This window comes from Streptomyces sp. PKA51 (assembly GCF_057552455.1).
In genome coordinates this window covers 26,984-53,380 of record NZ_BAAJPZ010000026.1, presented here as the reverse complement: position 1 = coordinate 53,380, position 26,397 = coordinate 26,984, and the positions used below count along the sequence as shown (strand labels likewise).

Sequence of the window (26,397 nt, the reverse complement as noted above, 5' to 3'; positions counted from 1 at the left end):
GCGCTCAGCGCCCGGGCAGCCGGCGGTAGCGCAGCTCGGGGCGGCCTATCTGGCCGTACTGCGGGGCGCGCACGGCACAGCCGGTGCTCACGAGGTGTTCGAGGTAACGGCGGGCGGTGATACGGGAGATGCCCAGGGCGGCGGCCGCGCCCGTCGCGGTCACGCCCTCCTCGCCGGCGTCGCGCAGCGTGGCGATGACCGACTGCAGGGTGTCCCCGGCCAGCCCCTTGGGCAGGGCCGCCGGCTGCGGCGCGCGCAGCGCGGCCAGCGCCCGGTCGACCTCGTCCTGGCTGCTGGCCTCGCCGGCCGCCGCCCGGAACTCCGCGTAGCGCACGAGGCGGTCGCGCAGCGTCGCGAAGGTGAAGGGCTTGAGCACGTACTGCACGACGCCCAGCGAGACGCCCTCGCGCACGACCGCCAGGTCGCGGGCGGAGGTCACCGCGATCACGTCCGCGCCGTGGCCGGCGGCGCGCAGTGAGCGCAGCAGGTGCAGGCCGTGCCCGTCGGGCAGGAAGAGGTCGAGCAGCAGCAGGTCGACCGCCGAGCGCTTGAGGAACTGCGCGGCGTCCGCCAGCGTATAGGCCGTGCCCGCGACCGTGAAGCCGCTCACCCGCCCCACGTACAGCGCGTGCGCGGCGGCGGCCACCGGATCGTCCTCGACGACGAGGACCCGGATCGTGCTCACGCCCCCACCTCCTCGCGCACGACGCCCGCCGCGGACCGCAGCGGCAGGCGGACGGTGAACTCCGCACCGCCCCACGGGGAGCTGCCGACGGCGACCGTCCCGCCGTGGCGCCGGGCGGCCTGCCGCACCAGCGCCAGGCCGAGCCCGCGCCCGTACGGCCCCGGTGCCGCCCCGGGCGGCGGCTCCTTCGTCGACCAGCCGCGGCGGAAGACCTCCGCCACCGCCTCGGGGGCGATGCCGGGGCCGTTGTCGCCGACGCGCAGCAGCAGTTCGCCGGCGCCGGCGTCCGTGCGCACCGTCACGGTGACGCGCCCGGCCCGGTGGGCGCCGCTGCCGGTGGCGGCCTCGACGGCGTTGTCGACGAGGTTGCCGAGGACGGTGACCAGGTCGCGGGCGGGCAGGCCGGGCGGGAGCAGGCCGTCGTCGACGCGGGTGTCGTCGGTCAGCTCCAGTGCGACGCCGTGCTCGTTGGCCCAGGCGGCCTTGCCGAGGAGCAGCGCGGCCAGGACGGGCTCGGCGACGGCCGCCACGACCCGGTCGGTGAGGGCCTGGGCGAGTTCGAGCTCGGCGGTGGCGAACTCCACCGCCTCCGCGGCGCGCCCGAGTTCGATCAGCGAGACCACCGCGTGCAGCCGGTTGGCGGCCTCGTGCGCCTGCGAGCGCAGGGCCTCGGCGAAGCCGCGTACCGAGTCCAGCTCGCCGGAGAGCGCCAGGAGTTCGGTGTGGTCCCGGAGGGTGACGACCGTGCCGCGTTGCTGGCCGCTGGAGACCGGCGAGGTGTTGACGACCACGATCCGTTCGGCGGTCAGATGCACCTCGTCCATGCCCGGGCCGGGGGCCAGCAGGGCCTCGGTGAGGCCGTCCGGCAGCCCGAGCGCGGTCACGTGGCGCCCGACCGCGTCGGCCGGCAGGTCGAGCAGCTCCCGTCCGGCGTCGTTGGCGAGCGCCAGCCGGCGCTGCCCGTCCAGCAGCAACAGCCCCTCGCGCACCGCGTGCAGCGCGGCCTCGTGGTAGTCGTGCATCCGGCCCAGCTCGGCGGCGTTCATCCCGTGGGTGTGCCGGCGCATCCGCGCGCCCAGCAGGTACGTGCCCACGCCGCCCACCGTCAGCACCGCCAGCGCCACTGCGAGCAGCACGACCACCTGGCGGCGCACCTGCGCGCTGATGGCGTCCACCGTGATGCCGGCGCTGACGAGCGCGACCACCCGCCCGCTGCCCGCCTCCCGCACCGGCGCCACGGCCCGTACCGAGGGGCCGAGCGTGCCGGTGTACGTCTCGGAGAACGTGCGGCCCTCCAGCGCGGGCGCGGTGTGGCCGAGGAAGCGCTCGCCGATGCGGGCCGGGTCCGGGTGCGTCCAGCGGACACCGCCCGGCGACATGATCGTCACGAAGTCCACGCCGGTGTCGCGCCGGACCCGCTCGGCGTACGCCTGCAGGGCGCCGGAGGGATCCGGCGCCAGGGCCGCGGCCCCCACGGCCGGGGACGCGGCGACGGCGGTGGCCGTCGCCGTCACCTGGCGCCGGGCCGTCTCCTTCGCCTCGGCGCGGTCCGAGAGGTACGCGAGCCCCGCACAGCCGGCCACCACGGCGGTGACCAGCACGATCTGCACGGCGAAGAGCCGGCCGGCCAGGCTGCGGGGGAGGCGTATGCGGGGGGTCATGGCCGACAGTGTGCCGGGTGGCCTGTTTGTGAACGTAATGCACGCAACGGTGACCGCCGTCACAACGGCCGTGCATAGTCTCCGCGACCCCCCACCGCATCCGGACCGGACGGAGACCGAAGTGACAACGCAGTCACCCCCGGCGACAGCGGCCGGCACCCGCCGGCCGGACCGCACGCACTACCTGTACCTCGCCGTGATCGCCGCCGTGCTCGCCGGCATCGCCGTCGGCCTGCTGGCGCCCGGTGTCGCGGTCGAGCTCAAGCCGCTCGGCACCGGCTTCGTGAACCTGATCAAGATGATGATCTCGCCGGTCATCTTCTGCACGATCGTGCTCGGGATCGGTTCCGTACGCCGGGCGGCCAAGGTTGGTGCCGTGGGTGGACTGGCCCTCGGCTACTTCGTCCTGATGTCCACCGTCGCCCTGGCGATCGGACTGCTCGTCGGCAACATCCTCGAACCCGGCAGCGGGCTCCACCTGACCGACAGCCTCCGCCACGCCGGCGAGGCCCAGGCCAAGGGCGCCCACGCCTCGACCACCGACTTCCTGCTCGGCGTCATCCCCACCACGCTCGTCTCCGCCCTGACCGGCGGCCAGGTGCTGCAGACCCTGCTCGTCGCCCTGCTCGTCGGCTTCGCCCTGCAGGCCCTGGGCGAGAGCGGGCAACCCGTGCTGCGCGGCATCGGGCACCTGCAGCGGCTGGTGTTCAAGGTGCTGGCGATGATCATGTGGGTGGCGCCGGTCGGTGCGTTCGGCGCGATGGCCGCAGTGGTCGGCGCCACGGGCGTCGATGCACTCAAGTCCCTCGCCGTGATCATGATCGGCTTCTACACGACCTGCCTGCTGTTCGTCGTGGTCGTCCTCGGCACCCTGCTGCGGGTGGTGGCCGGCGTGAACATCTTCGCGCTGCTGAAGTACCTGGGCCGGGAATTCCTGCTGATCCTCTCGACGTCCTCGTCCGAATCCGCCCTGCCCCGGCTCATCGCCAAGATGGAACACCTCGGAGTCAGCAAGCCGGTCGTCGGCATCACCGTGCCCACGGGCTACTCCTTCAACCTCGACGGCACCGCCATCTACCTGACCATGTCCTCGCTCTTCATCGCCGAGGCGATGGGACAGCCGCTGTCGATCGGCCAGCAGGTCTCGCTCCTGCTCTTCATGATCGTCGCCTCCAAGGGCGCGGCAGGCGTCACCGGCGCCGGCCTCGCCACCCTCGCCGGCGGCCTGCAGTCCCACCGCCCGGAGCTGGTCGACGGCGTCGGCCTCATCGTCGGCATCGACCGCTTCATGAGCGAGGCCCGCGCCCTGACGAACTTCGCCGGCAACGCGGTGGCCACGGTGCTCGTGGGCACGTGGGTGAAGGAGATCGACGCGAAGCGGGTGGAGGACGTGCTGTCCGGCCGCCTCCCGTTCGACGAGACGACGCTGGGGGCGGACGCGCACTGAGGCGCACCGAGACCACCCCCACGGCGAGGGCCGACGCCCCCACGGCGGCCCTTCGGGACCCGGTAAGGCACCGCCGGGCCCCCGCCGTGGGGGTTTTCCGTTGTGCGAGTGCGCCGCAGGGGCGCGGGGAACTGCGTGACAAGCCACGACGTGCCCGCAGGCGAGGTGCCGTGCTTCGGCCGGGCCTCGGGGCAGCGCGTTCGACTGCGGGCCGTCGGTGGCCGATCGCGCAGTTCCCCGCGCCCCTACGGGGCGCCGTGGGCTGGTGCAGTGCCCCGCAGGGGCGCGAGGAACTGCGCGACAAGCCACTGCGTGCCCGCAGACGGGGCGCCGTGTCGCGCCCACGCGGCGGCAGCCGCATCGGCACGGCCCCGCGCTCCTTGCGGGGCGCTGCCGTCGGACACGGCCCACGCCGGCCAGGCGCCGGGCATGCGACGCGCCCCCTGACGGTCGGGGCTTTGTCAGGGGGCGCGCCGGGTTCGGAGGTGCGTGCGGGTCAGGAGCGGGCGGCCGGCTCCGGCTCGCGCTCGGACGCCGCCGCCTCGCCGGTGGCGGTGGCGGCGGCCGCCGCCGCGGCCTTGCGGCCCGGCAGCAGGAGCGCCACCACGACCGTGCCGACGCCCAGGATCACCGCGCCGACGACGCTGGTGTGCGCCACCGCGTCCGCGAACGCCTTGTGCACGGCCTCGACGACGGTGTGCGCCTGCTGGGCGCCCAGCGCCGCGGCCTTCTCGGGGCCGAGCTTCGGCGCGGCCTGCGTCGCGACCTGCTTGCCGACCTCCTTGGCGACGTACAGGCCCGCGCCCACCGAGTCCTGTGCGGCCGACAGCGCCTTCTCCGGCAGCTTCGGGCCTCCCGCGGCCGCGGCCTTCGCGGCGGCGTCACCGAGGTTGGAGGAGTAGGTCTTGGCCAGCACGGTGCCCAGGATCGCGATGCCCAGCGAACCGCCCATCTCGATGGACGTGCTGTTGACCGCGCCGCCCACGCCCAGCTGGTCCTCCGGGAAGGAGCCCATGATGGCGTTGGTGCAGGGCGACAGGGACAGGCCGATGGCCAGGCCCAGGATGATCAGCGGCAGCACGAAGTCGTTGTACGTCGAGTGCTCGTCGACCCGGGCCAGCAGGGCGATGGCGACCGTACCGACGGTCATGCCGCAGGCGACCGTGACCTTCATGCCCACCTTCGGCGTCAGCAGTGCCGTCAGCGCACCGCCGACGAACACCGCGCCCGCCAGCGGCAGCATGCGCACACCGGTGTCCAGCGGCGAGTAGCCGAGGACGAACTGCAGGTGCTGCGTCAGGTAGTAGAAGGCACCGAAGACGGCGAGGAAGAACAGCGCCACGGCCGACGTCGACCCGGCGAAGGCCCGCTGGGTGAAGCGGCGCACGTCCAGCACGGGGCTCGGGTGACGCAGCTCCCACAGCACGAAGCAGACGAAGCCCACGCCGGCCACGACCGCGGCGGTGATCGCCTTGGCGCCCCAGCCGAAGTGCGGACCCTCGATGATCATGTAGATGAGCGAGCCCACCCACAGCACGGACAGCAGACCACCGACGTAGTCGATCTTCTTCTCGCCGGCCGCCCGGGACGGCGGCACCAGCAGCAGCGCACCGATGATGCCGAGGGCGGCGATCGGCACGTTGATCAGGAACGTCGAGGCCCAGCCGTGGTCCTCCAGCAGCGCACCGGCCACCAGCGGACCCACCGCGATCGCCAGGCCCGCGGTCGCCGTCCAGATGGTGATCGCCTTCGCCCGCTCCGCGCGCGGGAACGTCGCCGCCAGCAGCGACAGCGTGGCCGGCATGATCATCGCCGCGCCGATGCCCATCGCGGCGCGCGCCGCGATGACGCCGTTGCCGCTGTCCACCAGCGAACCGGCCACGGAGGCCGCGCCGAAGACCAGCAGACCCAGGACGAGCGCGCCCCGGCGGCTGTACTTGTCGCCCACCGCGCCGAGGATCAGCATCAGGGCCGCGTACGGCACGGTGTAGCCGTCGATGACCCACTGCAGGTCGGAACTGCCCAGACCCAGGTCCTGGACCATGTCCGGGGCCGCCACCGTCAGCGACGTGTTCGCCATGACGATGATCAGCAGGCTGATGCACAGGACACCGAGCGCCGCCCAGCGCCGCTTGTACGGACCGTCCATCTCGTCGACCGGAGTCGACAACCCGAGGCCCATCGGCCACCCCTTTCGGAACTTGCACACGGCTGTGCAATTACACACTGGTGTGCAAATTACGGGACTGCACGGCAGTGTGCAAAATGAGGGGCATGAAGACCAGGCCCGGCAGGGCGGACGCCAATCGCCGACGCATCATGGACGTCGCACTCGCCGAGCTCCTGCGCGACGCGGACGCGAGCATGGACCAGATCGCACGCGCGGCCGGCGTCGTGCGGCGCACCGTCTACGGGCACTTCCCCAGCCGCGAGGCGCTCATCGGCGCGCTCGTCGACGACGCGGCGGAGGCCGTCGCGGTGGCCCAGGCCGACGCGCTGCGCGCCGCCGCCGACCCGGCCGAAGCGCTCGCCCGCTCCATGCTCGCGGCATGGGAGATCGCCGACGGCTACCGCCTGCTGATCTCCCTGGCCCAGCGCAGCGTCACCGTCGAAGGCATCCACCGGCGGCTGGAACCCGTGCGGCGCGAATGCGCGGCGATGCTGCAGCGGGGGCTGGACGAGGGCCTCTTCACCTCACCGCTGCCGGCGGTGGCGCTCGCGTACGTGCGCGAGCAGGTGCTCTTCGGGCTGATGCAGGCCGTGAACGACGGCGTGCTCGCCCCGGCCGAGGCCGGGCGCAGCGCCGCCGTCACGGCGCTGACGGCGGCGGGCGTTGCGGCGCCCGACGCCGCCGCCTTGGTGGCACGGCTCGCGCCGTAGCGCTGCCGCGGGGTGGTACTGCCCGGTGGGCGGGTTGGTGCCCACCCGTGCCGCCCTGCGGCACGATTGCCCACCAACGGGTGGCCGGGGACCACCCCGCCGCAGGCGGCTACGCCGGCCGCAGCCATACCGTTGCCAGGGGTGGGAGCGTCAGCGCGATGCTTGCCGGGCGGCCGTGGGACGGGGCACGGTCCGCCTTGAGCGGGTCCGGGTTCGTCACGCCACTGCCTCCGTACCGCGCCGCATCCGTGTTGAGGCACTCCTCCCACACCCCGTACTCCACCGGCACCCCCACCCGGTACGCGTGCCGGACGACCGGGGAGAAGTTGCACACGGCCAGCAGCGGGGCGCCGTCCGTCGCGAAGCGCAGGAACGCCAGGACGTTGTCCTCGGCCGCGTCGCCCGCCACCCATTGGAAGCCGTCGGGCACGGTGTCCTGTTCCCACAGGGCCGGCATGGCGCGGTAGCCCGCGTTGAGGTCGCGGACGAGGTCGCGTACGCCGCGGTGGTCGGGTTCGGCGGAGTAGGAGGGGTCGAGGAGCCACCAGTCGGGGCCGTGGGCCTCGGACCATTCGGCGCCCTGGGCGAATTCCTGGCCCATGAAGAGCAGCTGTTTGCCGGGGTGGGCCCACATGAAGCCGAGGTAGGCGCGGTGGTTGGCGCGCTGCTGCCACCAGTCGCCGGGCATCTTCGACACGAGGGAGCGTTTGCCGTGCACGACCTCGTCGTGGGAGATGGGCAGAACGTAGTTCTCGCTGTAGGCGTAGACCATGGCGAAGGTCATGTCGCCGTGGTGGTACTTGCGGTGCACCGGCTCCTTGGTCATGTACTCCAGCGAGTCGTGCATCCAGCCCATGTTCCACTTCAGGCCGAAGCCGAGGCCGCCGAAGCCGCCGGGGCCGGTGTGGTGGGTGGCGCGGGTGACGCCGTCCCAGGCGGTGGATTCCTCGGCGACGGTGACGATGCCGGGGCAGCGGCGGTAGACGGTGGCGTTCATCTCCTGCAGGAAGGCCACGGCGTCGAGGTTCTCGCGGCCGCCGTGCTCGTTGGGCGTCCACTGGCCGGCTTCGCGCGAGTAGTCGAGGTAGAGCATGGAGGCGACGGCGTCGACGCGCAGGCCGTCGATGTGGAACTCCTCGCACCAGTAGACGGCGTTGGCGACGAGGAAGTTGCGCACCTCCTTGCGCCCGTAGTCGAACTCGAGCGTGCCCCAGTCGGGGTGGGCGGCCCGCAGCGGGTCCTGGTGCTCGTACAGGGGGCGGCCGTCGAACTCGGCCAGTGCCCAGTCGTCGCGCGGGAAGTGCGCCGGCACCCAGTCCATGAGCACCCCGATGCCGGCCCGGTGCAGGGCGTCCACGAGGTGCTTGAAGTCGTCGGGCGTGCCCAGCCGGGCGGTGGGCGCGTAGAAGCCGGTGACCTGGTAGCCCCACGAGCCGCCGTAGGGGTGTTCGGCGACCGGCATCAGCTCCACGTGGGTGAAGCCGAGGTCCTTGACGTACGCGGGGAGCTGCTCGGCCAGCTGCCGGTAGGTCAGCCCGGGCCGCCAGGACGGCAGGTGCACCTCGTACACCGAGAAGGGCGCCCGGTGCACCGGCCGCCGGCCCCGCCGTTCCATCCAGGCGGCGTCGCTCCACACGTGGTGGGAGGCGTGCACGATGGAGGCGGTGGCCGGCGGCGCCTCGGTGCGGCGGGCCAGCGGGTCGGCGCGCAGGGTGTGCGTGCCGTCGGGCCGGGTGATGTCGAACTTGTACAGCGCCCCCTCGCCGACGCCGGGCAGGAACAGCTCCCACACGCCCGTCCCGCCGAGCGAGCGCATCGGGTGGCCGGTGCCGTCCCAGTAGTTGAAGTCGCCGGCCACGCGCACGCCGCGGGCGTTGGGCGCCCATACGGTGAAGCGGGTGCCGGGCACGCCCTGGTGCCGCATCGGCTCGGCGCCCAGCGCCCGCCACAGCTGCTCGTGCCGCCCCTCCGCGATGAGGTGCAGGTCCAGCTCGCCGACGGCGGGCAGGAAGCGGTAGGGGTCGTGCACCTCCAGCTCGTTGTCGTCGTACACGACGTGCAGCCGGTAGTCCTGCGGGACGGCGATCAGCGGCAGCACGGCCGCGAACAGGCCGTTCCCCTCGTCGAACAGCTCGGCCCGCAGTCCCTTGGCGACCACCGAGACCGAGCGGGCGAAGGGCCGCAGGGCGCGGAAGAGCACGCCGCCGGGCACCGGGTGGGCGCCCAGCACGCCGTGCGGGTCGTGGTGGGCGCCCTGCAGCAGCTTCTCGCGCGTACCGTCGTCCAGCGGATCGGGGCGGCGCACGGTGGCCTCGCCGGACGGCACCCGCCGGGGCCGGGCGGCCCGGCGTTGCGGGGCGGGCAGAAAGGTCGCGGGTACCCCGTCGCGCCGGCCGGGCGGCGGGGTGCTGGACGACGGTCGTGCGGTCACGGGCGGTCCCTCCGGTGTTCCGTGGAGCTCATGCGGTTCGGACGATCGCGCCTCACGCCGGTGCCGCGCCCGTGACGCGGGGCCCGGCGGCGAGGCGGCGGACGGCGGCCAGCGGCACGGGCAGCCAGTCGGGGCGGTGCCGGGCCTCGTACAGCACCTCGTAGACGGCCTTGTCGATCTCGTGGGCGCGCAGCAGCCCGGCGTCCTCGCCGGGGTCGTGGTGGACGGCGGCATAGCCCTCGCAGAAGGCCGTGCGCGCACGCGTCGCCCAGTCGCCGCCGTCCGCGCCGCCGACCGCGGCCGCGTAGTCGAAGGAGCGCAGCATGCCCGCGACGTCCCGCGCCACCGGCTGCGGCCGGCGCCGCTCGGCCAGCGGCCGGGCGGGCTCGCCCTCGAAGTCGATCAGGGACCAGCGGCCGTCGGCCGTGCGCAGCACCTGGCCCAGGTGCAGGTCGCCGTGGATGCGCTGGGCGCGCCAGGTGCGCCCGGCCCGGCCGAGGTCCGGCAGCAGCTCGTACGTCTCGCGCAGTACCGCGTGGTACGGGCGCAGGGCGGGGACGGCCTCCGCGGCGGCGTCCAGACGCTGGCTCATCGCGGCGGCCAGGTGCTCCAGCTGGGGGCGGCGCAGCACGACCGTGGGCAGCGCCTCGGCCAGGGCCAGGTGCACCTCGCCGACGGCCGCGCCGAGCGCGCGGGACTCGGCGGCGAAACCGGCGGGGCCCGCGAGCGCGGTGCCGGCGAGGGAGTCCAGCGCCAGGCGCCAGCCGTCGGTGGAGCCGGCCAGGTAGGGCTGCAGGACCCCGAGCGTCATCGGCTCGGCGGCGTCGGCGCCCTCCTCGCCGACTGTCGCCTCGAACCAGGCCACCGGTGCCGGGACGCGGGCGCAGCCCGCCCGGGCCAGGGCGCGGGGCAGTTCGAGGTCGGGATTGACGCCGGGGCCGACGCGGCGGAAGAGCTTGAGGATGAAGCGCTCCCCGTAGACGGCGGAGGAGTTGGACTGCTCGGCGCCGATCAGCCGGGGCGCGAGGCCGGTGGGGACGGCCGCGTCCGCCTCGCGGGAGAAGGTCAGCGGACCGAGCCGGCCGGGCACGCGCAGCCGTTCGAGGAGGAGGGCGGCCAGCCGGGGGTCGGCCAGGCCCTCGTAGACGGTCAGCCCGCGCAGCGGGCCGTGCTCGGGGCGGCCGATGCGGGCCGGGGCCAGGTGCGGGGGCAGCGCCTCCTGGACGCCCAGCAGCAGCTGGTAGCAGTCGTCGCCGGGGCCGGCGGGCCGGCCCGGGGCGCCCTGGCGGGCCCGGACGAGCAGGTGGAGCAGGCCCGGCGAGGCGGGGCTGTCCGCGCGGCCGGGCGGCAGCAGCTCGGTGACGGCGACGGGGGTGAAGCCGGTCAGGGGGCGGCCCTTGCCGGCGAACCAGCGCTGTCGCGGCAGCCACTCCTCGAGCAGCGGGGCGAGCGAGGCGATCAGTGAGCGCGCCTCGCCGGCGCCGCTGCCCGCGGGTCGCGCGGGCGCCGGGCGGTGCAGGGGTGATGCGTCCGACATGCGTCGCGTCCTTTCCCCGGGGCACACGACGGATGGGGCAAAGTGTCCCGGATTGCGGGTTTTGCCGGTGTGCGGATGAGGACGTGTCGGGCGAGGATCGTCCGTACGGTCAGCGCCCACGGCCCTCTGGCGGTGCGGTGCGACGTGGTGCGGTGAGCGGCGGTACGAGTAGTACGAGTGCCCACGGGTGGCGGGCGGAAACCGCCGTGCGCGCCGGACGCGTCGGCCCGTCGCGCACGAGGCGGCGGTCACGGGGTGGCGGCGGGGGGCGTGGTGTGCCGGAGCCGGAACCAGTAGAAGCCGTGACCGGCGAGGGTGAGCAGGTACGGCAGCTCGCCGATGGCGGGGAAGCGCACCCCGCCGATGAGTTCGACCGGGTGCCGGCCGTTGAATGCGCGCAGGTCCAGCTCGGTCGGCTGTGCGAAGCGCGAGAAGTTGTTCACGCACAGGACGAGGTCGTCGCCGTGTTCGCGGAGGAAGGCCAGCACCGCGGGGTTGCTGGACTGCAGTTCGGTGTACGAACCCAGGCCGAAGGCCGGGTTCTGCTTACGGATCTCGATCATCCGGCGGGTCCACTGCAGCAGTGAGGCGGGCGAGCTCATCGCCGCCTCCACGTTGGTGACCTGGTAGCCGTAGACCGGGTCCATGATGGTCGGCAGGTACAGCCGGCCCGGGTCGCAGGAGGAGAAGCCGGCGTTGCGGTCCGGCGTCCACTGCATGGGGGTGCGCACCGCGTCGCGGTCGCCGAGCCAGATGTTGTCGCCCATGCCGATCTCGTCCCCGTAGTACAGGATCGGCGAGCCCGGCAGCGACAGCAGCAGGGCGGTGAACAGCTCGATCTGGTTGCGGTCGTTGTCCAGCAGGGGGGCCAGCCGCCGGCGGATGCCGATGTTGGCGCGCATGCGGGGGTCCTTGGCGTACTCCGCCCACATGTAGTCGCGCTCCTCGTCGGTGACCATCTCCAGCGTCAGCTCGTCGTGGTTGCGCAGGAAGATGCCCCACTGGCAGCGCGCGGGGATGGCCGGGGTCTTGGCGAGGATCTCCGAGACCGGGTAGCGCGACTCGCGGCGCACGGCCATGAAGATGCGCGGCATGACGGGGAAGTGGAAGGCCATGTGGCACTCGTCCCCGCCGCCCTCGAAGTCGCCGAAGTAGTCGACGACGTCCTCCGGCCACTGGTTGGCCTCCGCCAGCAGCACGGTGTCGGGGTAGTGGGCGTCGATCTCGGCGCGCACCCGCTTGAGGAAGGCGTGCGACTGCGGGAGGTTCTCGCAGTTGGTGCCCTCCTCGGCGAACAGGTACGGCACCGCGTCCAGCCGGAAGCCGTCGATGCCCAGGTCCAGCCAGAACCGCAGGGCGGCCAGGATCTCCTCCTGCACGGCCGGGTTGTCGTAGTTCAGGTCCGGCTGGTGGGAGAAGAAGCGGTGCCAGTAGTACTGCTTGCGCACCGGGTCGAACGTCCAGTTCGAGGTCTCGGTGTCGACGAAGATGATGCGCGCGTCCTGGTACTGCTTGTCGTCGTCGGCCCAGACGTAGTAGTCGCCGTAGGGGCCGTCGGGGTCGGTGCGCGACTGCTGGAACCACTCGTGCTGGTCGCTCGTATGGTTCATGACAAAGTCGATGATGACGCGCATGCCGCGCTGGTGGGCGGCGTCGACGAACTCCACGAAGTCGGCGAGGTCGCCGAATTCCGGCAGCACCGAGGTGTAGTCCGAGACGTCGTAGCCGCCGTCGCGCAGCGGCGACTGGAAGAACGGCGGCAGCCACAGGCAGTCGACGCCCAGCCACTGCAGATAGTCGAGCTTGGCGGTGAGGCCCTTGAGGTCGCCGATGCCGTCGCCGTTGCTGTCCTGGAAGGAGCGCACGAGGACCTCGTAGAACACGGCCCGCTTGAACCAGTCCGGATCCAGGTCCTTGGCGGGCGTGTCCTCGAAGGTGTCGGGGACGGGTTCATTGACGATCATGGTGTGGGTGACCCTCCGATCTGTGAGGACGGTCGCAGCGAGAACACGTGCGCAGGCGCCGGGGAACGGCCCGGCACGAGGCGCACATAGTTGTCCCTGCCCCAGTGGTAGGTCTCTCCGGTGAGCTCGTCGCGCACCGGCACGGAGTCGTGCCAGTCCAGGCCGAGCTCCGGCATGTCCAACGAGACCGTCGCCTCCTGGGTGTGGTGGGGGTCGAGGTTGACGACCGTGAGCACGCACGAGGAACCGGCGCGCTTGGAATAGGCGATGACCGCGTCGTTGTCCACGTGGTGGAAACGCAGATTCCGCAGTCGGCGCAGGGCCGGGTGCCGCCGCCGCAACCGGTTGAGCGTCGTGATCAGCGGCGCCAGGCTCTGCCCGGCACGCTCGGCCGACGCCCAGTCGCGCGGCCGCAGTTGGTACTTCTCCGAATCCAGGTACTCCTCGCTCCCCGGCCGCACCGGGGTGTTCTCGCACAGCTCATAACCGGCGTATACCCCCCAGGACGGCGACAACGTCGCGGCCAGCACGGCCCGCACCTCGAAGGCGGCCCGGCCCCCCTCCTGCAGATAGGCGTGCAGGATGTCGGGGGTGTTGACGAAGAAGTTCGGACGCATCGCCGCGGCCGTCTCCCGCGACAGCTCCGTGAGGTACTCCGTCAGCTCGTGCTTTCCATTGCGCCAGGTGAAGTACGTGTACGACTGCTGGAAACCGATCGCGCCCAGGGTGCGCATCATCGCCGGCCGGGTGAAGGCCTCCGCCAGGAACACCACGTCCGGATCGGTGCGGCCGATGTCGGCGAGCACCTTCTCCCAGAACACCACCGGCTTGGTGTGCGGATTGTCCACCCGGAAGATCCGCACGCCCCGGGCCATCCAGAAGCGCAGCACCCGCAGGCTCTCGGCGAGCAGCCCCTCGAAGTCCTCGTCGAAGGCCAGCGGGTAGATGTCCTGGTACTTCTTCGGCGGGTTCTCCGCGTACGCGATGCTGCCGTCCGCGCGGTGGTGGAACCACTCCGGGTGCTTGTCCACCCACGGGTGGTCCGGCGAGCACTGCAGCGCGAAGTCCAGCGCCACCTCCAGGCGCAGCTCCCGGGCCCGGCGCACGAAGCGGTCGAAGTCCTCCAGGGTGCCGAGGTCGGGGTGGACGGCGTCGTGCCCGCCGTCCGCGGAGCCGATCGCCCACGGGCTGCCCACGTCGTAAGGCCCCGCGGTCAGCGCGTTGTTGGGGCCCTTGCGGTGGGTGGTGCCGATGGGATGGATCGGCGGCAGGTAGACCACGTCGAAGCCCATCGCCGCGATCTCCGGCAACCGCCGGGCGGCCGTACGGAACGTACCGCTCTGCGGCGGCCGGTCCGGGCGCACCTGGGCGCCCTCCGAACGCGGGAAGAACTCGTACCACGACCCGAACAGCGCCCGCTCCCGCTCCACCAGCACCGGCACCGGACGCGAGGCACTGACCAGCTCGCGCAGCGGATACCGGGCGAGAACCCCGGTGACCTGCGGCGCGAGAGCCGCGGCGAGCCGCGCCGCGGCCGGCCGGGCGGCATCCCGCAGCGCGTCGACGGCGCCCAGCACCGCCTGCCGGCCCTCGTTCTTCGGCACGCCCGCCGCCGCCCGCTCCAGCAGCCGCGCACCCTCCTCCAGCACCAGCTCGGTGTCGATACCGGCCGGGATCTTGATGCGCGCGTGATCCCGCCAGGTGGCCAGCGGGTCCGCCCAGGCCTCCACCGTGTACGTCCAGCGGCCGGCCGCGTCCGGGGTCACCTCCGCCCCCCAGCGGTCCGTGCCCGGGGCCAGCTCCCGCATCGGCATCCACGGGCCGCCGCGGCCCGCCGGGCCGCGCAGCACCACATTGGCGCCCACCGCGTCGTGCCCCTCCCGGAACACCGTCGCGGTCACTTCGAAGGTCTCGCCCACCACCGCCTTCACGGGGCGCCTGCCGCAGTCGACGAGCGGGCCGGGATCGAGGACGGGAATGCGACCGATCATGGGATCACCTGGAGGAACTAGGGGACCGTGGACGACTCTGGCGCGTTCGGTACTTTCTATCGGCTGTTCCGGCTGTCTCGGCGGTCGCGACGGTGCGGGCACGAGGGCTCCTGTCCGCGTTCACTCGGGCGGCGGGAAGGAAAGGAATATGACGCGATCAGCTGGGTGACGGACGGTCGGCTCGGTATACCGGATGAGCCTTCCACGGCCCCCGGCCGGGCATGCGGCGGTGGCGTGAACTACTCGCGCGTAGTTACGGGCGCCGCCAATCCGCCTGCAACACAAGCCGATTGTGCGGCCCGGCGGTCCGGTTGCGCACCCCCCTCGGAAACGGCGAAAGGGCGGGGTTGGGGAAAGGTCCACCGCCAAAGGCGCGCGCACCGCTACCTTCGACCCGTGAAGGCCATTCGTCGATTCAGCGTGCGTCCCGTCCTTCCCGAGCCCCTCCGACCGCTCAGCGACCTCGCGCGCAACCTGCGCTGGTCCTGGCACCCCGAGACCCGTGAGCTGTTCCAGTCCGTCGATCCCGAGGGCTGGCGGGCCACCGCTGGCGACCCGCTGCGGCTGCTGGGGTCGGTGCCCGCCGAGCGGCTGGCCGCCCTGGCCGAGGACCGCCGCTTCCTGCGCCGCCTCGCCGCCGCCGCGGACGACCTGCAGGACTACCTGACCGGCCGCCGGTGGTACCAGGAGCAGCCGCCCGGGCTGCCGGCCGCCGTCGCCTACTTCTCGCCGGAGTTCGGCATCACCGCCGCCCTGCCGCAGTACAGCGGCGGCCTGGGCATCCTGGCCGGCGACCACCTGAAGGCGGCCAGCGACCTGGGCGTGCCCCTGGTCGGCGTCGGCCTGCTCTACCGGCACGGCTACTTCCGCCAGTCCCTCTCCCGCGAGGGCTGGCAGCAGGAGCACTACCCCCTGCTCGACCCCAACGAGCTGCCGCTGACCATGCTCCGCGAGGCGGACGGCACGCCCGCCCGGGTCACCCTCGCGCTGCCCGGGGGCCGCTCGGTGCATGCGCACATCTGGAAGGCGCAGGTCGGCCGGGTGCCGCTGCTGCTGCTCGACTCGGACACCGAGGAGAACGGGCCCGGCGAGCGGGACGTCACCGACCGGCTCTACGGCGGCGGCAGCGAGCACCGCCTGCTGCAGGAGATGCTGCTGGGCATCGGCGGTGTGCGCGCCGTCCGGGCGTACTGCCGGCTGACCGGGCACGCCGAACCCGAGGTCTTCCACACCAACGAGGGGCACGCCGGCTTCCTCGGCCTCGAACGCATCCGCGAACTGGTCGTCCAAGGCGCCGACTTCGACGCCGCGCTCGAACGCGTTCGCTCCGGCGCCGTCTTCACCACCCACACCCCCGTGCCGGCCGGCATCGACCGCTTCGAGGCCGACCTGGTGGCCCGGCACTTCGGCGAGGACGGCGAGCTGCCGGGCATCGACGCCGAGCGGGTGCTCGCCCTGGGCCGCGAGGACTACCCCGGCGGCGACGCCGCCCTGTTCAACATGGCCGTCATGGGCCTGCGGCTCGCCCAGCGCGCCAACGGCGTCTCCGTCCTGCACGGGCAGGTCAGCAGGGAGATGTTCGCCGGCCTGTGGCCGGGCTTCGACGCCGAGGAGGTGCCGATCACCTCCGTCACCAACGGCGTGCACGCCCCCACCTGGGTGGCGCCCGAGGTCTTCCGCCTCGGCGCCCGGTGCATCGGCGCCGGGCGCGCCGAGGACGCCCTGTCCGTGGGCGGCTCCCAGCGCTGGGACACCGTCGCGGACATCCCCGCCGCCGACATCTGGGAGCTGCGCCGCACCCTGCGCGAGCAGCTGGTGGAGGAGGTGCGGGAGCGGCTGCGCGCCGCCTGGCGCGAGCGCGGCGCCGGCAGCGCCGAGCTTGGCTGGATCGACGGGGTGCTCGACCCGGATGTGCTGACCATCGGCTTCGCCCGGCGCGTCCCGTCGTACAAGCGCCTGACCCTGATGCTGCGCGACCGCGAACGCCTGACCGAGCTGCTGCTGCACCCCGAGCGCCCGGTGCAGATCGTCGTGGCGGGCAAGGCCCACCCGGCGGACGACAGCGGCAAGCGCCTGGTGCAGGAGCTCGTCCGCTTCGCCGACGACCCCCGGGTGCGCCACCGCATCGTCTTCCTGCCCGACTACGGCATGGCGATGGCCCAGAAGCTCTACCCCGGCTGCGACGTATGGCTCAACAACCCGCTGCGGCCGCTGGAGGCGTGCGGCACCTCCGGCATGAAGGCCGCCCTCAACGGCTGTCTGAACCTCTCCGTCCTGGACGGCTGGTGGGACGAGTGGTACGAGCCGGACTTCGGCTGGGCCATCCCCACCGCCGACGGCGCCGCCGTGGACGACGCGCGCCGCGACGACCTGGAGGCGACCGCGCTGTACGACCTGCTGGCCCAGCGGGTGGCGCCGCGCTTCTACGACCGCGGCGCCGACGGGCTGCCCGGCCGCTGGATCGAGATGGTCCGGCACACCCTCGCGGGCCTCGGCCCCAAGGTGCTCGCCGGGCGCATGGTGCGCGACTACGTCGAGCGGCTCTACGCCCCCGCCGCCGAGGCGCACCGGGCGCTGGACGAGGCCGCCTCGCGGGAGCTGGCCGCCTGGAAGGCCCGGGTGCGCGCGGCATGGCCGGCGGTGGCCGTCGACCACGTCGAAGCCGTCTCGGAGGGCCCGCTGGGCGGCACGGCCGAGCTGGGCGCGACGCTCTCGCTGCGGGTGAGCGTCACCCTCGGCGAGCTGGACCCGGCCGACGTGGAGGTGCAGGCGGTCGCGGGCCGGGTGGACGAGGCCGACAGGCTGGCCCACACGGTCACCTTCCCGCTGAAGGCCACCGGCGCCCCCGGCCTGGACGGCCGCCGGCTGTACGAGGGCCCGCTGACCCTGGACCGCACCGGCCCCTTCGGCTACACGGTGCGCATCCTGCCCTCGCACCGCCTCCTCGCCTCCGGCGCGGAGCTCGGCCTGGTGGCGGTGCCGTCCCACGCGACGGGCGAGGCGGCGGGTGTGCTGATGCGGTGACGAAGCGCCCCCACGGGGCCCGGGTGACCTGGGGCATGAAGAAGGCGCCGCCCGGGGGAGTCGGTGCTCACCCCGGGCGGCGCCCGGACCACAGGAGCCGGAAGGCCGGACGATCAGAGGATCAGAAGGTCAGCTTCCAGCTGTTGATCGTGCCCTCGTCCTGGGCGTAGAGGTCCTGGACCTGGAGCTTCCAGGTGCCGGGGGCGGAGACGGCGGAGGCGTCGACCGTGTAGGTCTCCTTGACGTCCTCGGCGGAGTCCCAGGAGTCCGCGTTCTTCAGCCGCCACGTCTTGCCGTTCGGGGCGACCAGGTCGATCTGCAGGTCACCGCGGTAGGTGTGGCTGATGTTGACGTCCACCTTCAGGGCGGCGGAGCCGTTGCCGCTGCGGGTGACGGTGATCGGCGAGGTGACGGCCGAGCCGGCGTCCGGGATGGCGACGGGGGTGGTGTTCTCGAAGACGTTGCCGCCGCTGGTGGCGTTGACCGTCCACTTGAAGGAGGTGCTGCCGGTCTTGCCGGCGGAGTCCTTGACCGTCACGGTCACGCTGGAGGTGCCGGTGGTGGTCGGGGTGCCGGAGATCAGGCCGGTCGAGGAGTTGATCGACAGGCCGGCGGGCAGGCCGGTGGCCGTGTAGGTCAGGGCGCCGGTGCTGGAGCTGCTCGCCTTGATCTGCAGGGAGACGGCGGTGTTGACGATCGAGGTCTGGTCGCCGGGGCTGGTGACCGAGACGCCGGTCGACAGGCGGCTGCCGACGTTGATGGCGGCCCAGGCGTTGGCGACGTTGTTGTACGTCTCGCTGCCGACGCCGAACAGCTCGCCGGCGGCCCACAGCGTGGCGTCGCGGGCGCCCGCGTAGTTGGTGTTGGACTGCATGCGCTGGGTCAGCGCCTTGAACCAGACCTTCGCGGCGTTGTCGCGGCCGATGCCGGTGACGGGCTGGCCGTCGGAGGTCGGCGAGTCGTAGTGCACGCCATTGACGTCCTTGGGGCCGCTGCCCTCGGAGGCCAGGTAGAACCAGTGGTTGGCCGGGCCCGAGGAGTAGTGCACGTCGATGCCGCCGAGGCCGGAGTACCAGGCGTCCTTGGAGCGGCCGTCCTTGCTGGGCTTGTCCATGTAGCGCAGCGGGGTGCCGTTGCCGTTGATGTCGATCTTCTCGCCGACCAGGTAGTCGCCCGGGTCGGAGGGGTTGTTGGCCCAGAACTCGACGGCGGCGGCCATGATGTCGGAGGTGGCCTCGTTCAGGCCGCCGGACTCGCCGCTGTAGGTGAGGTTGGCGGTGGCGGAGGTGACGCCGTGCGTCATCTCGTGCGCGGCCACGTCGATGGAGGTCAGCGGCTTGGCGTTGTTCTGCCCGTCGCCGTAGGTCATGCAGAAGCAGTCGTCGGACCAGAAGGCGTTGACGTAGGCGTTGCCGTAGTGCACCCGGCTGTACGCGCCCTGGCCGTCGCCGCGGATGCCGGAGCGGCCGTGCACGTTCTTGTAGTAGTCCCAGGTGAGCTGGGCGCCGTAGGCGGCGTCCACGCCGGCCGTGGCCTTGTCGCTGGTGGTGCCGTTGCCCCAGACGTCGTCGGCGTCGGTGAAGAGGGTGCCGGTGCCGGAGGAGCCGCCGTTGAGGTTGTACGTCTTGTGACCGCCGCGCGTGGTGTCGGTCATCTGGTAGCTGCCGCTGGAGCCGGAGGTGCCGATGGTGACACGGCCGCTGTACTGGCTGTTGCCGACGCCTTCCTTGACACCCTGGTACTCGAAGAGCTTCTTGCCGCTCTTGGCGTCGGTGATGACGTGCAGCTCGTTGGGCGTGCCGTCCTCCTGCAGGCCGCCGACGACGGTCTCGTACGCGAGGACCGGGGTGCCGTTCGCGGCCCAGATCACCTTGCGGGCGCGGTCGGCCCTGGTCTCCTTCGAGCCCTGCGCCTGCGCGGACTTCACGGCGTCCTTCTCGGCGGCCGCGGCGGCGAACGAGGGCGCGGTGGTGGCCACGGCGAGGCGGGCCTTGTTGGCCTTGGCGACCGTCTTGACGTTGCCCGACGGGGCGGAGTCGACGACCAGGTCGCCGCCGAGGACGGGCAGCCCGTCGTAGGTGCGCTCGTAGCGCGTGTGCAGGGTGCCGTTGGCGTCCTTGCTGACGTCGCGGACGACCAGCTTCTCCTTGGCACCCAGGCCCAGCTTCTTCGCGGTCTGCGCGGTGGTGCCGTTGGCCTGGCGTATGAGCTCCGCGCGCTGGGACGGCGTCAGCTTGGCGGGCAGGGCGCCGTTGTCGGCCTTCGCGACGAGCTGGCGGCCCGTGTCGGCGGATGCCGCGGGCGTGCCGGCGGTGGCGCTGCCGGTCTGGACGCCCACGGCGAGCAGGGCGGCGGCTGCGACGAGCGCGCCGGTCGCGGTGGCGCGGCGATGGGGGGTGGGTCTCACTCTGACTCCTTCTGCGGTGGCCACGTCGGTGGGCGTGGCCGGTGGGTGACCGGACGGCGAGGACCGGCCGGGCAGAACACGGCAGAACAAAGGAGGGGGGAAATTCACCAGGGGAAAGTGGGTAGAGCTGTCCGCCGCGGGGAGGTGGGGAATGTGGGGGACCCCGCGTCAGGTGAGCTGAAGAGTGCCACTGCCGCATGTCCGATGTCAGGAGCGCGTCAAGAACTTGGCCGGAAAATGTCCGTTGGCGAAAGATCGGTGTTCGTATAGCGGGCGCTCAGACCAGGCTGTCCCGCCAGGCACGGTGCAGTCCGGCGAAGTGCCCGCCCGCCGCAGCCAGTTCGGCCGGATTGCCGTCCTCGACGATCCGGCCGCCGGCCATCACCAGGACCCGGTCGGCGATCTGCACGGTGGACAGCCGGTGCGCGATGACCAGTGCCGTGCGCCCGCGCAGCACGGTGTGCATGGCCTGCTGCACCGCCCGCTCCCCGGGGATGTCCAGCGAGGACGTCGCCTCGTCCAGGACGAGCACCCCCGGATCGGCGAGCAGGGCCCGCGCGAAGGAGACGAGCTGCCGCTGACCGGCGGAGATGCGGCCGCCGCGCTTGCGGACGTCGGTGTCGTAGCCCTCGGGCAGCGCGCTGATGAAGTCGTGGGCGCCGATCGCCCGGGCCGCCCGCTCCACCTCGGCCCGGTCGGCGTCCGGCCGGCCCAGGGCGATGTTGTCGGCGACCGTGCCCGAGAACAGGAACGCCTCCTGCGTCACCATCACCACCCCGCGCCGCAGCTCGGCGCCCGTCAACCGGTCCAGCGGCACCCCGTCCAGCAGCACGCGGCCGCTCGTGGGGTCGTAGAACCGGGCGAGGAGCTTGGCCAGCGTGGACTTGCCGGCCCCCGTCTCGCCGACCAGAGCCACGGTCTGCCCGGCCCGCAGGGTGAGGTCGAAGCGGGGCAGCACCTCGCCGCCGGTGCGGTAGCCGAAGGCCACGCCCTCGAAGACCACCTCGCGCCCGGGCCGGCCGGCCGGGCGGGGCGGCAGCGGCAGCGCTGCGGCCGGCTCGGGCACCGACGGGCGCTGCGCGAGCAGCCCGGCGATCTTCTCCAGGGAGGCGGCCGCGGACTGGTAGGAGTTCAGGAACATCCCCAGTCGGTCGATGGGGTCGTACAGTCGCCGCAGGTAGAGCACGGAGGCGGCCAGGACGCCCAGGGCCAGTGAGCCGCCGGCGACCCGGTGGGCGCCCCATACGACGATGGCGGCCACCGCGGCGTTGGCCACCAGGCGCGAGGAGACGACGTAGCGGGCCATGGCCAGCGAGGTGGCGGTGTTGGCCCGCTGGTGGGTGCGGTTGAGCTCCTCGAAGTGGGCGTCGTTGACGGCCTCCCGGCGGAAGGCCTGCACGGGCCGGATGCCGTTCATGGTCTCGGTGAACTTCACGATGACCGCCGCGATCGCCGTGGAACGGCGCCGGTGGACGACGATCGAGCGGCGCCGGTAGGACTGCACGAGCACGGACAGCGGGGCGAAGGACAGCAGGGCCGCGATGCCGGTGGGCACGTCCAGGTAGAGCAGCATCGCCGAGACGTACAGCACCGACAGGGCGACGCCGATCAGCTCCTGCAGCCCGTCGACCAGCAGCTCGCGGATCGACTCGACGTCGGTGGTGGCGCGCGAGATCAGCCGCCCCGAGGTGTAGTGCTCGTGGAAGTCGATGCTCAGCGCCTGCCCGTGGCGGAAGAGCCGGCCGCGCAGGGCCAGCAGCGCGTCCTGGCCGATGCGCGCGACCAGCCGTACGAAGGCCAGTTGCAGCAGCCCCGACGCCAGCGCGCAGGCCAGGTAGCCGGCGGCGACGGCGACGAGCGGGCCGTGCTCGCCCCGGCGCACCGCGGGCACGCCGCGGTCGATGGCGTACGCCACCAGCAGCGGGCCGGCCTGCACCGCGGCCTGCTGGACGAGCAGCAGCACCGCCGCGAGGCGGACCCGGCCGCGCCGGGGCGCCAGGAGCGAGCGCAGCAGGGCGCGGGAGGCACCCGCGGGGGCGGGCGGCAGGTGCCGTTCGGCGGGGTCGGTCATGGCACCTCCGAGCCGTCGGTACCGGGCGCGGGCCCGGACATCAGCCGGGCGTACTCCTCGTTGGTGTGCAGCAGTTCCTGGTGGGTGCCCACGGCCGCGATGCGGCCCCGCGACAGCAGGGCGACCCGGTCGGCGAGCAGGACGGTCGAGGGCCGGTGGGCGACGACGAGCGCGGTCGTCGTCGCCAGCACCTCCCGCAGGGCCGCCTCCACCAGCGCCTCGGTGTGCACGTCGAGCGCGGAGAGCGGGTCGTCGAGGACCAGGAAGCGGGGCCGGCCGACGATGGCCCGGGCCAGGGCGAGGCGCTGGCGCTGGCCGCCGGACAGGCTCAGCCCCTGCTCCCCGACCTGGGTGCGGCGCCCCTGCGGCAGCTCGTGGACGAAGCCGGCCCGGGCCACCTCCAGGGCGCGCAGCAGGTCGTCCTCGGTGGCGCCGCGGGCGCCCATCAGGACGTTCTCGGCGGCGGTGGCGGAGAACAGCGTCGGGTCCTCGAAGGCCACGGCGACCAGGGCGCGCAGCTGCTCGCGGGGCATGCCCGCGGTGTCGCGGCCGTCGAGCGTGATCCGGCCGGCGGTGGGCTCGTAGAGCCGGGGGACGAGCGCGGTGAGCGTGGTCTTGCCGCTGCCGGTGCCGCCCACCAGGGCCATGGTCTCGCCGGGCCGTACGTGCAGGTCCACCCCGCGCAGCACGGGCGGGGCCGCCGGCGGCGCGTCGGGGTAGCGGAAGGTGACGCCCTCCAGACGCAGCCCGTCCGGCCGGCGCGGCTGCGCCCGGCGGGCCGCGGGCACCGGCGCGGGCGCGTCGGCCGGTACGGGGGCGTCCATCACCTCGAAGTAGCGGTCGGTGGCGCTGGCCGCGTCGTTGGTGACGGCCAGCAGGAAGCCGATGGACTCCACCGGCCAGCGCAGGGCCAGCGCCGTCGACAGGAACGCCACCAGCGTGCCGGCCGACAGGTCGCCCTCGCCGACCCGCACCACGCCCAGCAGCAAGGTGGCCCCGATGGCCAGTTCCGGCAGGACGACGATGACGGCCCACAGGCCGCCCAGCAGGGCCGCCTTGCGCAGTTCGGTGCCGCGCAGGCGCTCGGCCAGCGCGGTGAACGCCTGCTGCTTGCTGCGGTGCCGGCCGAAGCCCTTGACCACGCGGATGCCGAGGATGCTCTCCTCCACCAGCGTCGTCAGGTCGCCGATCAGGTCCTGTGCCGAGCGGGCGGCGCGCGAGTAGCGGTGCTCGAAGAGCGAGCACAGCACCACCAGCGGGGCCACCGGCGCCAGCAGCACCAGGCCCAGCCGGAAGTCCTGCTGCAGCAGGATCGCGAAGCCCACCACGATGGTCACGCTGTTGACCAGCAGGAAGGTCAGCGGGAAGGCGAGGAAGATGCGCAGCAGCATCAGGTCGGTGGTGGCCCGGGAGAGCAACTGCCCCGAGGGCCAGCGGTCGTGGAAGGCCACCGGCAGCCGCTGCAGGTGGGCGTAGAGCGCGGCCCGCATGTCCGCCTCCACCCGGGCCAGCGGCCGGGCCACCACCACCCGGCGCACGCCGAACAGGGCGGCCTCGGTGAAGCCCAGCACCAGCAGCGCCAGCCCGCCGAGCCACACGCCGGAGGGGTCGCGGGCGGCCACCGGCCCGTCCACGATCCACTTCAGCGTCAGCGGGATGACCAGCACCAGGCACGAGGCGAGGACCGTGACGCCCGCGGCGAGGGCCAGGGCGCCGCGCACCGGGCGCACGTACGGCCACAGCCGCAGCAGCGAGCGCACGGTGGAGCGATGTCCCTGCCTGCGCGATGGTGCACCCGTCGGTTCACTGGTCGCGGTCATCAGTGGGGAGAGTACGACCGACCACCGGTGCGCTCACCCGTTTTCCGACTCCTGTTTTCCGTCCGGTTCCGCACGGTCGTCCGCTGTGTGCACCACCCGCCACAGCAGCACCGAGCGGGGGCGCAGCGAGAGGCGGGTGCCCGCCTCCCGGAGCAGGCCCGGAGCGCCGCTCTGGTCCTCCAGCGCGGTGTTGACGAGCAGTTCGTACGCATCCGCCCAGGGCGGCCCCGGCAGGGTGAAGCGCAGGGGGCGCGCACCGGCGTGCAGCACGACGAGGAAGCTGTCGTCCACCACCGGTGCGCCCATCGGGCCGCGCTGGGGGATGTCCCGTCCGGAGAGGTACATCCCGAGCGTGGCGGTCGGCGCGTACCAGTCGGCCTCCGTCATCTCGGTGCCCTCCGGCGTGAACCAGGCCAGGTCGCGCAGCCCGTCCGCGTCCCGTGGCAGGCCCGAGAAGAAGGAGCGGCTGCGCAGCACCGGGTGGGCGCGGCGCAGGGCCAGCAGCCGGGAGCACAGGTCGGTGACGGCCCGCCAGGCGGGGTCGGCGGCAAGGGACCAGTCGATCCAGCCGGTCTCGTTGTCCTGGCAGTAGGCGTTGTTGTTGCCGCCCTGGGTGCGGCCCATCTCGTCGCCCGCCACCAGCATGGGCACGCCCGTGGACAGCAGCAGCGTGGTGAGCAGGTTGCGTATCTGCCGGCGGCGCAGCGCCTTGACGCGCCCGTCGTTCGTCTCGCCCTCGGCGCCGCAGTTCCAGGAGCGGTTGTCGCCGCTGCCGTCGCGGTTGCCCTCGCCGTTGGCCTCGTTGTGCTTGCGTTCGTAGCTCACCAGGTCGCGCACGGTGAACCCGTCGTGCGCGGTGACGAAGTTGACGGAGGCGTACGGCCGCCGCCCGCCCCAGGCGTACAGGTCGGAGGAGCCGGACAGGCGGTAGCCCAGATCCCGTACGTCCGGCAGGGCGCCGCGCCAGAAGTCGCGCACCGCGTCCCGGTAGCGGTCGTTCCACTCCGCCCACAGCGGGGGGAAGGCGCCGACCTGGTAGCCGCCGGAGCCCACGTCCCAGGGCTCGGCTATCAGCTTCACGCGCCGCAGCACCGGGTCCTGGGCGATGACGGCGAGGAAGGGCGAGAGCATGTCGACGTCGTGCATGGCCCGGGCCAGGGCCGCGGCCAGGTCGAAGCGGAAGCCGTCGACGCCCATCTCCGTCACCCAGTAGCGCAGCGAGTCGGTGATCAGGCGCAGCACGCCCGGCTGGACGACGTGCAGGGTGTTGCCGCAGCCGGTGTAGTCGGCGTAGCGGCGGGGGTCGGACTGCAGCCGGTAGTAGCGGCGGTTGTCGATGCCGCGCAGCGAGAGGGTGGGGCCGCGCTCGCCGCTCTCGGCGGTGTGGTTGTAGACGACGTCGAGGACGACCTCGATGCCGGCCTCGTGCAGGGCCCGCACCATCCGCTGGAACTCGGCGACCTGCCGGCCCCGGGTGCCGCAGGCCGCGTAGCCGGCGTGCGGGGCGAAGTAGCCGATGGAGTTGTACCCCCAGTAGTTGCGCAGGCCGCGGCGCAGCAGGTGGTCCTCGCTGGCGAACTGATGCACCGGCAGCAGCTCGACGGCCGTCACGCCCAGCCGCGTCAGGTGCTCGATCGCGGCCGGGTGGGCCAGGCCCGCGTAGGTGCCGCGCAGCGGCTCGGGCACGCCCGGGTGACGCATGGTGAAGCCGCGCACGTGCAGTTCGTAGATGACCGTGTCGGGCCAGGGCGTGCCGGGCCGCGAGGCCCCCGGGTCCTGCCCGGTGGGGCCGACGACCACGCCCTTGGGCACGTACGGGGCGGAGTCCCGCTCGTCGCGGACGGTGTCGGCGACGTGCTGCTGGGGCCAGTCGCGCACGTGTCCGTACACCTCGGCCGGCAGCCCGCCGCGGCTGCCGCCGGCCGTGGTGCCGGCGAACTCGCCGTCGACGGCCCGGGCGTAGGGGTCGAGCAGCAGCTTGGCGGGGTTCCAGCGGGCCCCGGTCCACGGGTCCCAGCGGCCGTGGACGCGGTAGCCGTAGCGGGTGCCCGGAAGGACGCCGGGCACGAAGCCGTGCCAGATCTCGTGGGTCAGTTCGGTCAGCAGGTGCCGCGTCTCGTGGCCGTCGTCGTCGAACAGGCACAGCTCCACCGCCTCGGCCCCGCCGGCCCACAGCGCGAAGTTGGTGCCCGGCACGCCGCCCGGGGACTCGGCGCCCGTGGTGAAGCGGGCGCCCAGCGGCTCGGGGCCGCCCGGCCAGACGGCGGACGGCACTCGTTCGGCTGCGCTCGACACGTTGTCGCCTCCGGCGGCTCTCGAATAGCGCGCCGGGCACCCGGCCGGCCCCTGGGCCGGGTGTCTGGCGATCGGGTCCTTCCCCCTGTTCTTCCCGGATCCGCCCATGCGCTCACACGTGTGATCGGCCGCAGCAAGCGAGTGCAGGGACGTTTCCCCAGGGGGAGCGCGTCGTTGGGCCCGG

Annotated in this window: 14 protein-coding genes; 3 read left to right on the top strand and 11 right to left on the bottom strand. The window is 73.1% G+C overall.

Annotated features, from left to right (window positions below; all coding sequences use genetic code 11):
• Nucleotides 1-4 precede the first annotated feature (4 nt).
• Nucleotides 5-685 (bottom strand): response regulator, encoded by a 681-nt coding sequence (locus tag AC27L3_RS26850; protein ID WP_487236649.1) that lies wholly within the window; start codon nucleotides 683-685, stop codon nucleotides 5-7.
• The gene (locus AC27L3_RS26845) at nucleotides 682-2,346 is read right to left on the bottom strand and encodes a sensor histidine kinase (RefSeq protein ID WP_487236648.1); all 1,665 of its coding nucleotides are present in this window, start codon (nucleotides 2,344-2,346) and stop codon (nucleotides 682-684) included. The genes AC27L3_RS26850 and AC27L3_RS26845 overlap by 4 nt, the downstream gene beginning before the upstream one ends.
• Before the next feature lie 121 nt (nucleotides 2,347-2,467).
• On the opposite strand from AC27L3_RS26845, the gene AC27L3_RS26840 reads away from it, so the two are divergent.
• Entirely contained in the window at nucleotides 2,468-3,793 is a 1,326-nt protein-coding gene (locus tag AC27L3_RS26840; protein WP_487236647.1) for a cation:dicarboxylate symporter family transporter, read from the top strand.
• 496 nt (nucleotides 3,794-4,289) lie between these two features.
• Here the strand turns inward: AC27L3_RS26840 and AC27L3_RS26835 are convergent, their stop codons facing one another.
• Nucleotides 4,290-5,975 carry an MFS transporter gene (locus AC27L3_RS26835; RefSeq protein ID WP_487236646.1) on the bottom strand — a complete coding sequence of 562 codons (1,686 nt, stop codon included), beginning with the start codon at nucleotides 5,973-5,975 and terminating at the stop codon, nucleotides 4,290-4,292.
• A gap of 83 nt (nucleotides 5,976-6,058) precedes the next feature.
• Here AC27L3_RS26835 and AC27L3_RS26830 point away from each other — a divergent pair, with 83 nt between their 5' ends.
• Nucleotides 6,059-6,673 (top strand): TetR/AcrR family transcriptional regulator, encoded by a 615-nt coding sequence (locus AC27L3_RS26830; RefSeq protein WP_487236645.1) that lies wholly within the window; start codon nucleotides 6,059-6,061, stop codon nucleotides 6,671-6,673.
• Nucleotides 6,674-6,782: 109 nt separating this feature from the next.
• On the opposite strand, the gene glgB is transcribed toward AC27L3_RS26830, so the two are convergent.
• The 4 genes from glgB to AC27L3_RS26810 form a co-directional block, all read right to left on the bottom strand.
• Nucleotides 6,783-9,104, bottom strand: a complete 2,322-nt coding sequence (glgB, locus tag AC27L3_RS26825) for a 1,4-alpha-glucan branching enzyme (protein ID WP_487236644.1) — start codon at nucleotides 9,102-9,104, stop codon at nucleotides 6,783-6,785.
• Nucleotides 9,105-9,156: 52 nt separating this feature from the next.
• On the bottom strand, nucleotides 9,157-10,641 hold the full coding sequence (locus AC27L3_RS26820) for a maltokinase N-terminal cap-like domain-containing protein (protein ID WP_487236643.1): 1,485 nt from the start codon (nucleotides 10,639-10,641) through the stop codon (nucleotides 9,157-9,159).
• A 248-nt stretch (nucleotides 10,642-10,889) separates the two neighbouring features.
• Nucleotides 10,890-12,605, bottom strand: a complete 1,716-nt coding sequence (gene treS / locus AC27L3_RS26815) for a maltose alpha-D-glucosyltransferase (RefSeq protein WP_487236642.1) — start codon at nucleotides 12,603-12,605, stop codon at nucleotides 10,890-10,892.
• Nucleotides 12,602-14,596: an alpha-1,4-glucan--maltose-1-phosphate maltosyltransferase gene (locus AC27L3_RS26810; RefSeq protein WP_487236641.1), complete on the bottom strand. Its 1,995-nt coding sequence runs from the start codon at nucleotides 14,594-14,596 to the stop codon at nucleotides 12,602-12,604. Before AC27L3_RS26810 ends, treS begins: the two co-directional genes overlap by 4 nt.
• A gap of 396 nt (nucleotides 14,597-14,992) precedes the next feature.
• Here AC27L3_RS26810 and AC27L3_RS26805 point away from each other — a divergent pair, with 396 nt between their 5' ends.
• Entirely contained in the window at nucleotides 14,993-17,620 is a 2,628-nt protein-coding gene (locus AC27L3_RS26805; RefSeq protein WP_487236640.1) for a glycosyltransferase family 1 protein, read from the top strand.
• A gap of 121 nt (nucleotides 17,621-17,741) precedes the next feature.
• Here the strand turns inward: AC27L3_RS26805 and AC27L3_RS26800 are convergent, their stop codons facing one another.
• From AC27L3_RS26800 to glgX, 4 genes are all read right to left on the bottom strand, one after another.
• The gene (locus tag AC27L3_RS26800; protein ID WP_487236639.1) at nucleotides 17,742-20,027 is read right to left on the bottom strand and encodes a M4 family metallopeptidase; all 2,286 of its coding nucleotides are present in this window, start codon (nucleotides 20,025-20,027) and stop codon (nucleotides 17,742-17,744) included.
• A 277-nt stretch (nucleotides 20,028-20,304) separates the two neighbouring features.
• Nucleotides 20,305-22,098 (bottom strand): ABC transporter ATP-binding protein, encoded by a 1,794-nt coding sequence (locus tag AC27L3_RS26795; protein ID WP_487236638.1) that lies wholly within the window; start codon nucleotides 22,096-22,098, stop codon nucleotides 20,305-20,307.
• Nucleotides 22,095-23,918, bottom strand: coding sequence for an ABC transporter ATP-binding protein (locus AC27L3_RS26790; protein ID WP_487236637.1), 1,824 nt, complete (start codon nucleotides 23,916-23,918; stop codon nucleotides 22,095-22,097). Before AC27L3_RS26790 ends, AC27L3_RS26795 begins: the two co-directional genes overlap by 4 nt.
• Nucleotides 23,919-23,951: 33 nt before the next feature.
• Nucleotides 23,952-26,321 carry a glycogen debranching protein GlgX gene (gene glgX / locus AC27L3_RS26785; RefSeq protein WP_487236636.1) on the bottom strand — a complete coding sequence of 790 codons (2,370 nt, stop codon included), beginning with the start codon at nucleotides 26,319-26,321 and terminating at the stop codon, nucleotides 23,952-23,954.
• Nucleotides 26,322-26,397: the final 76 nt, after the last annotated feature.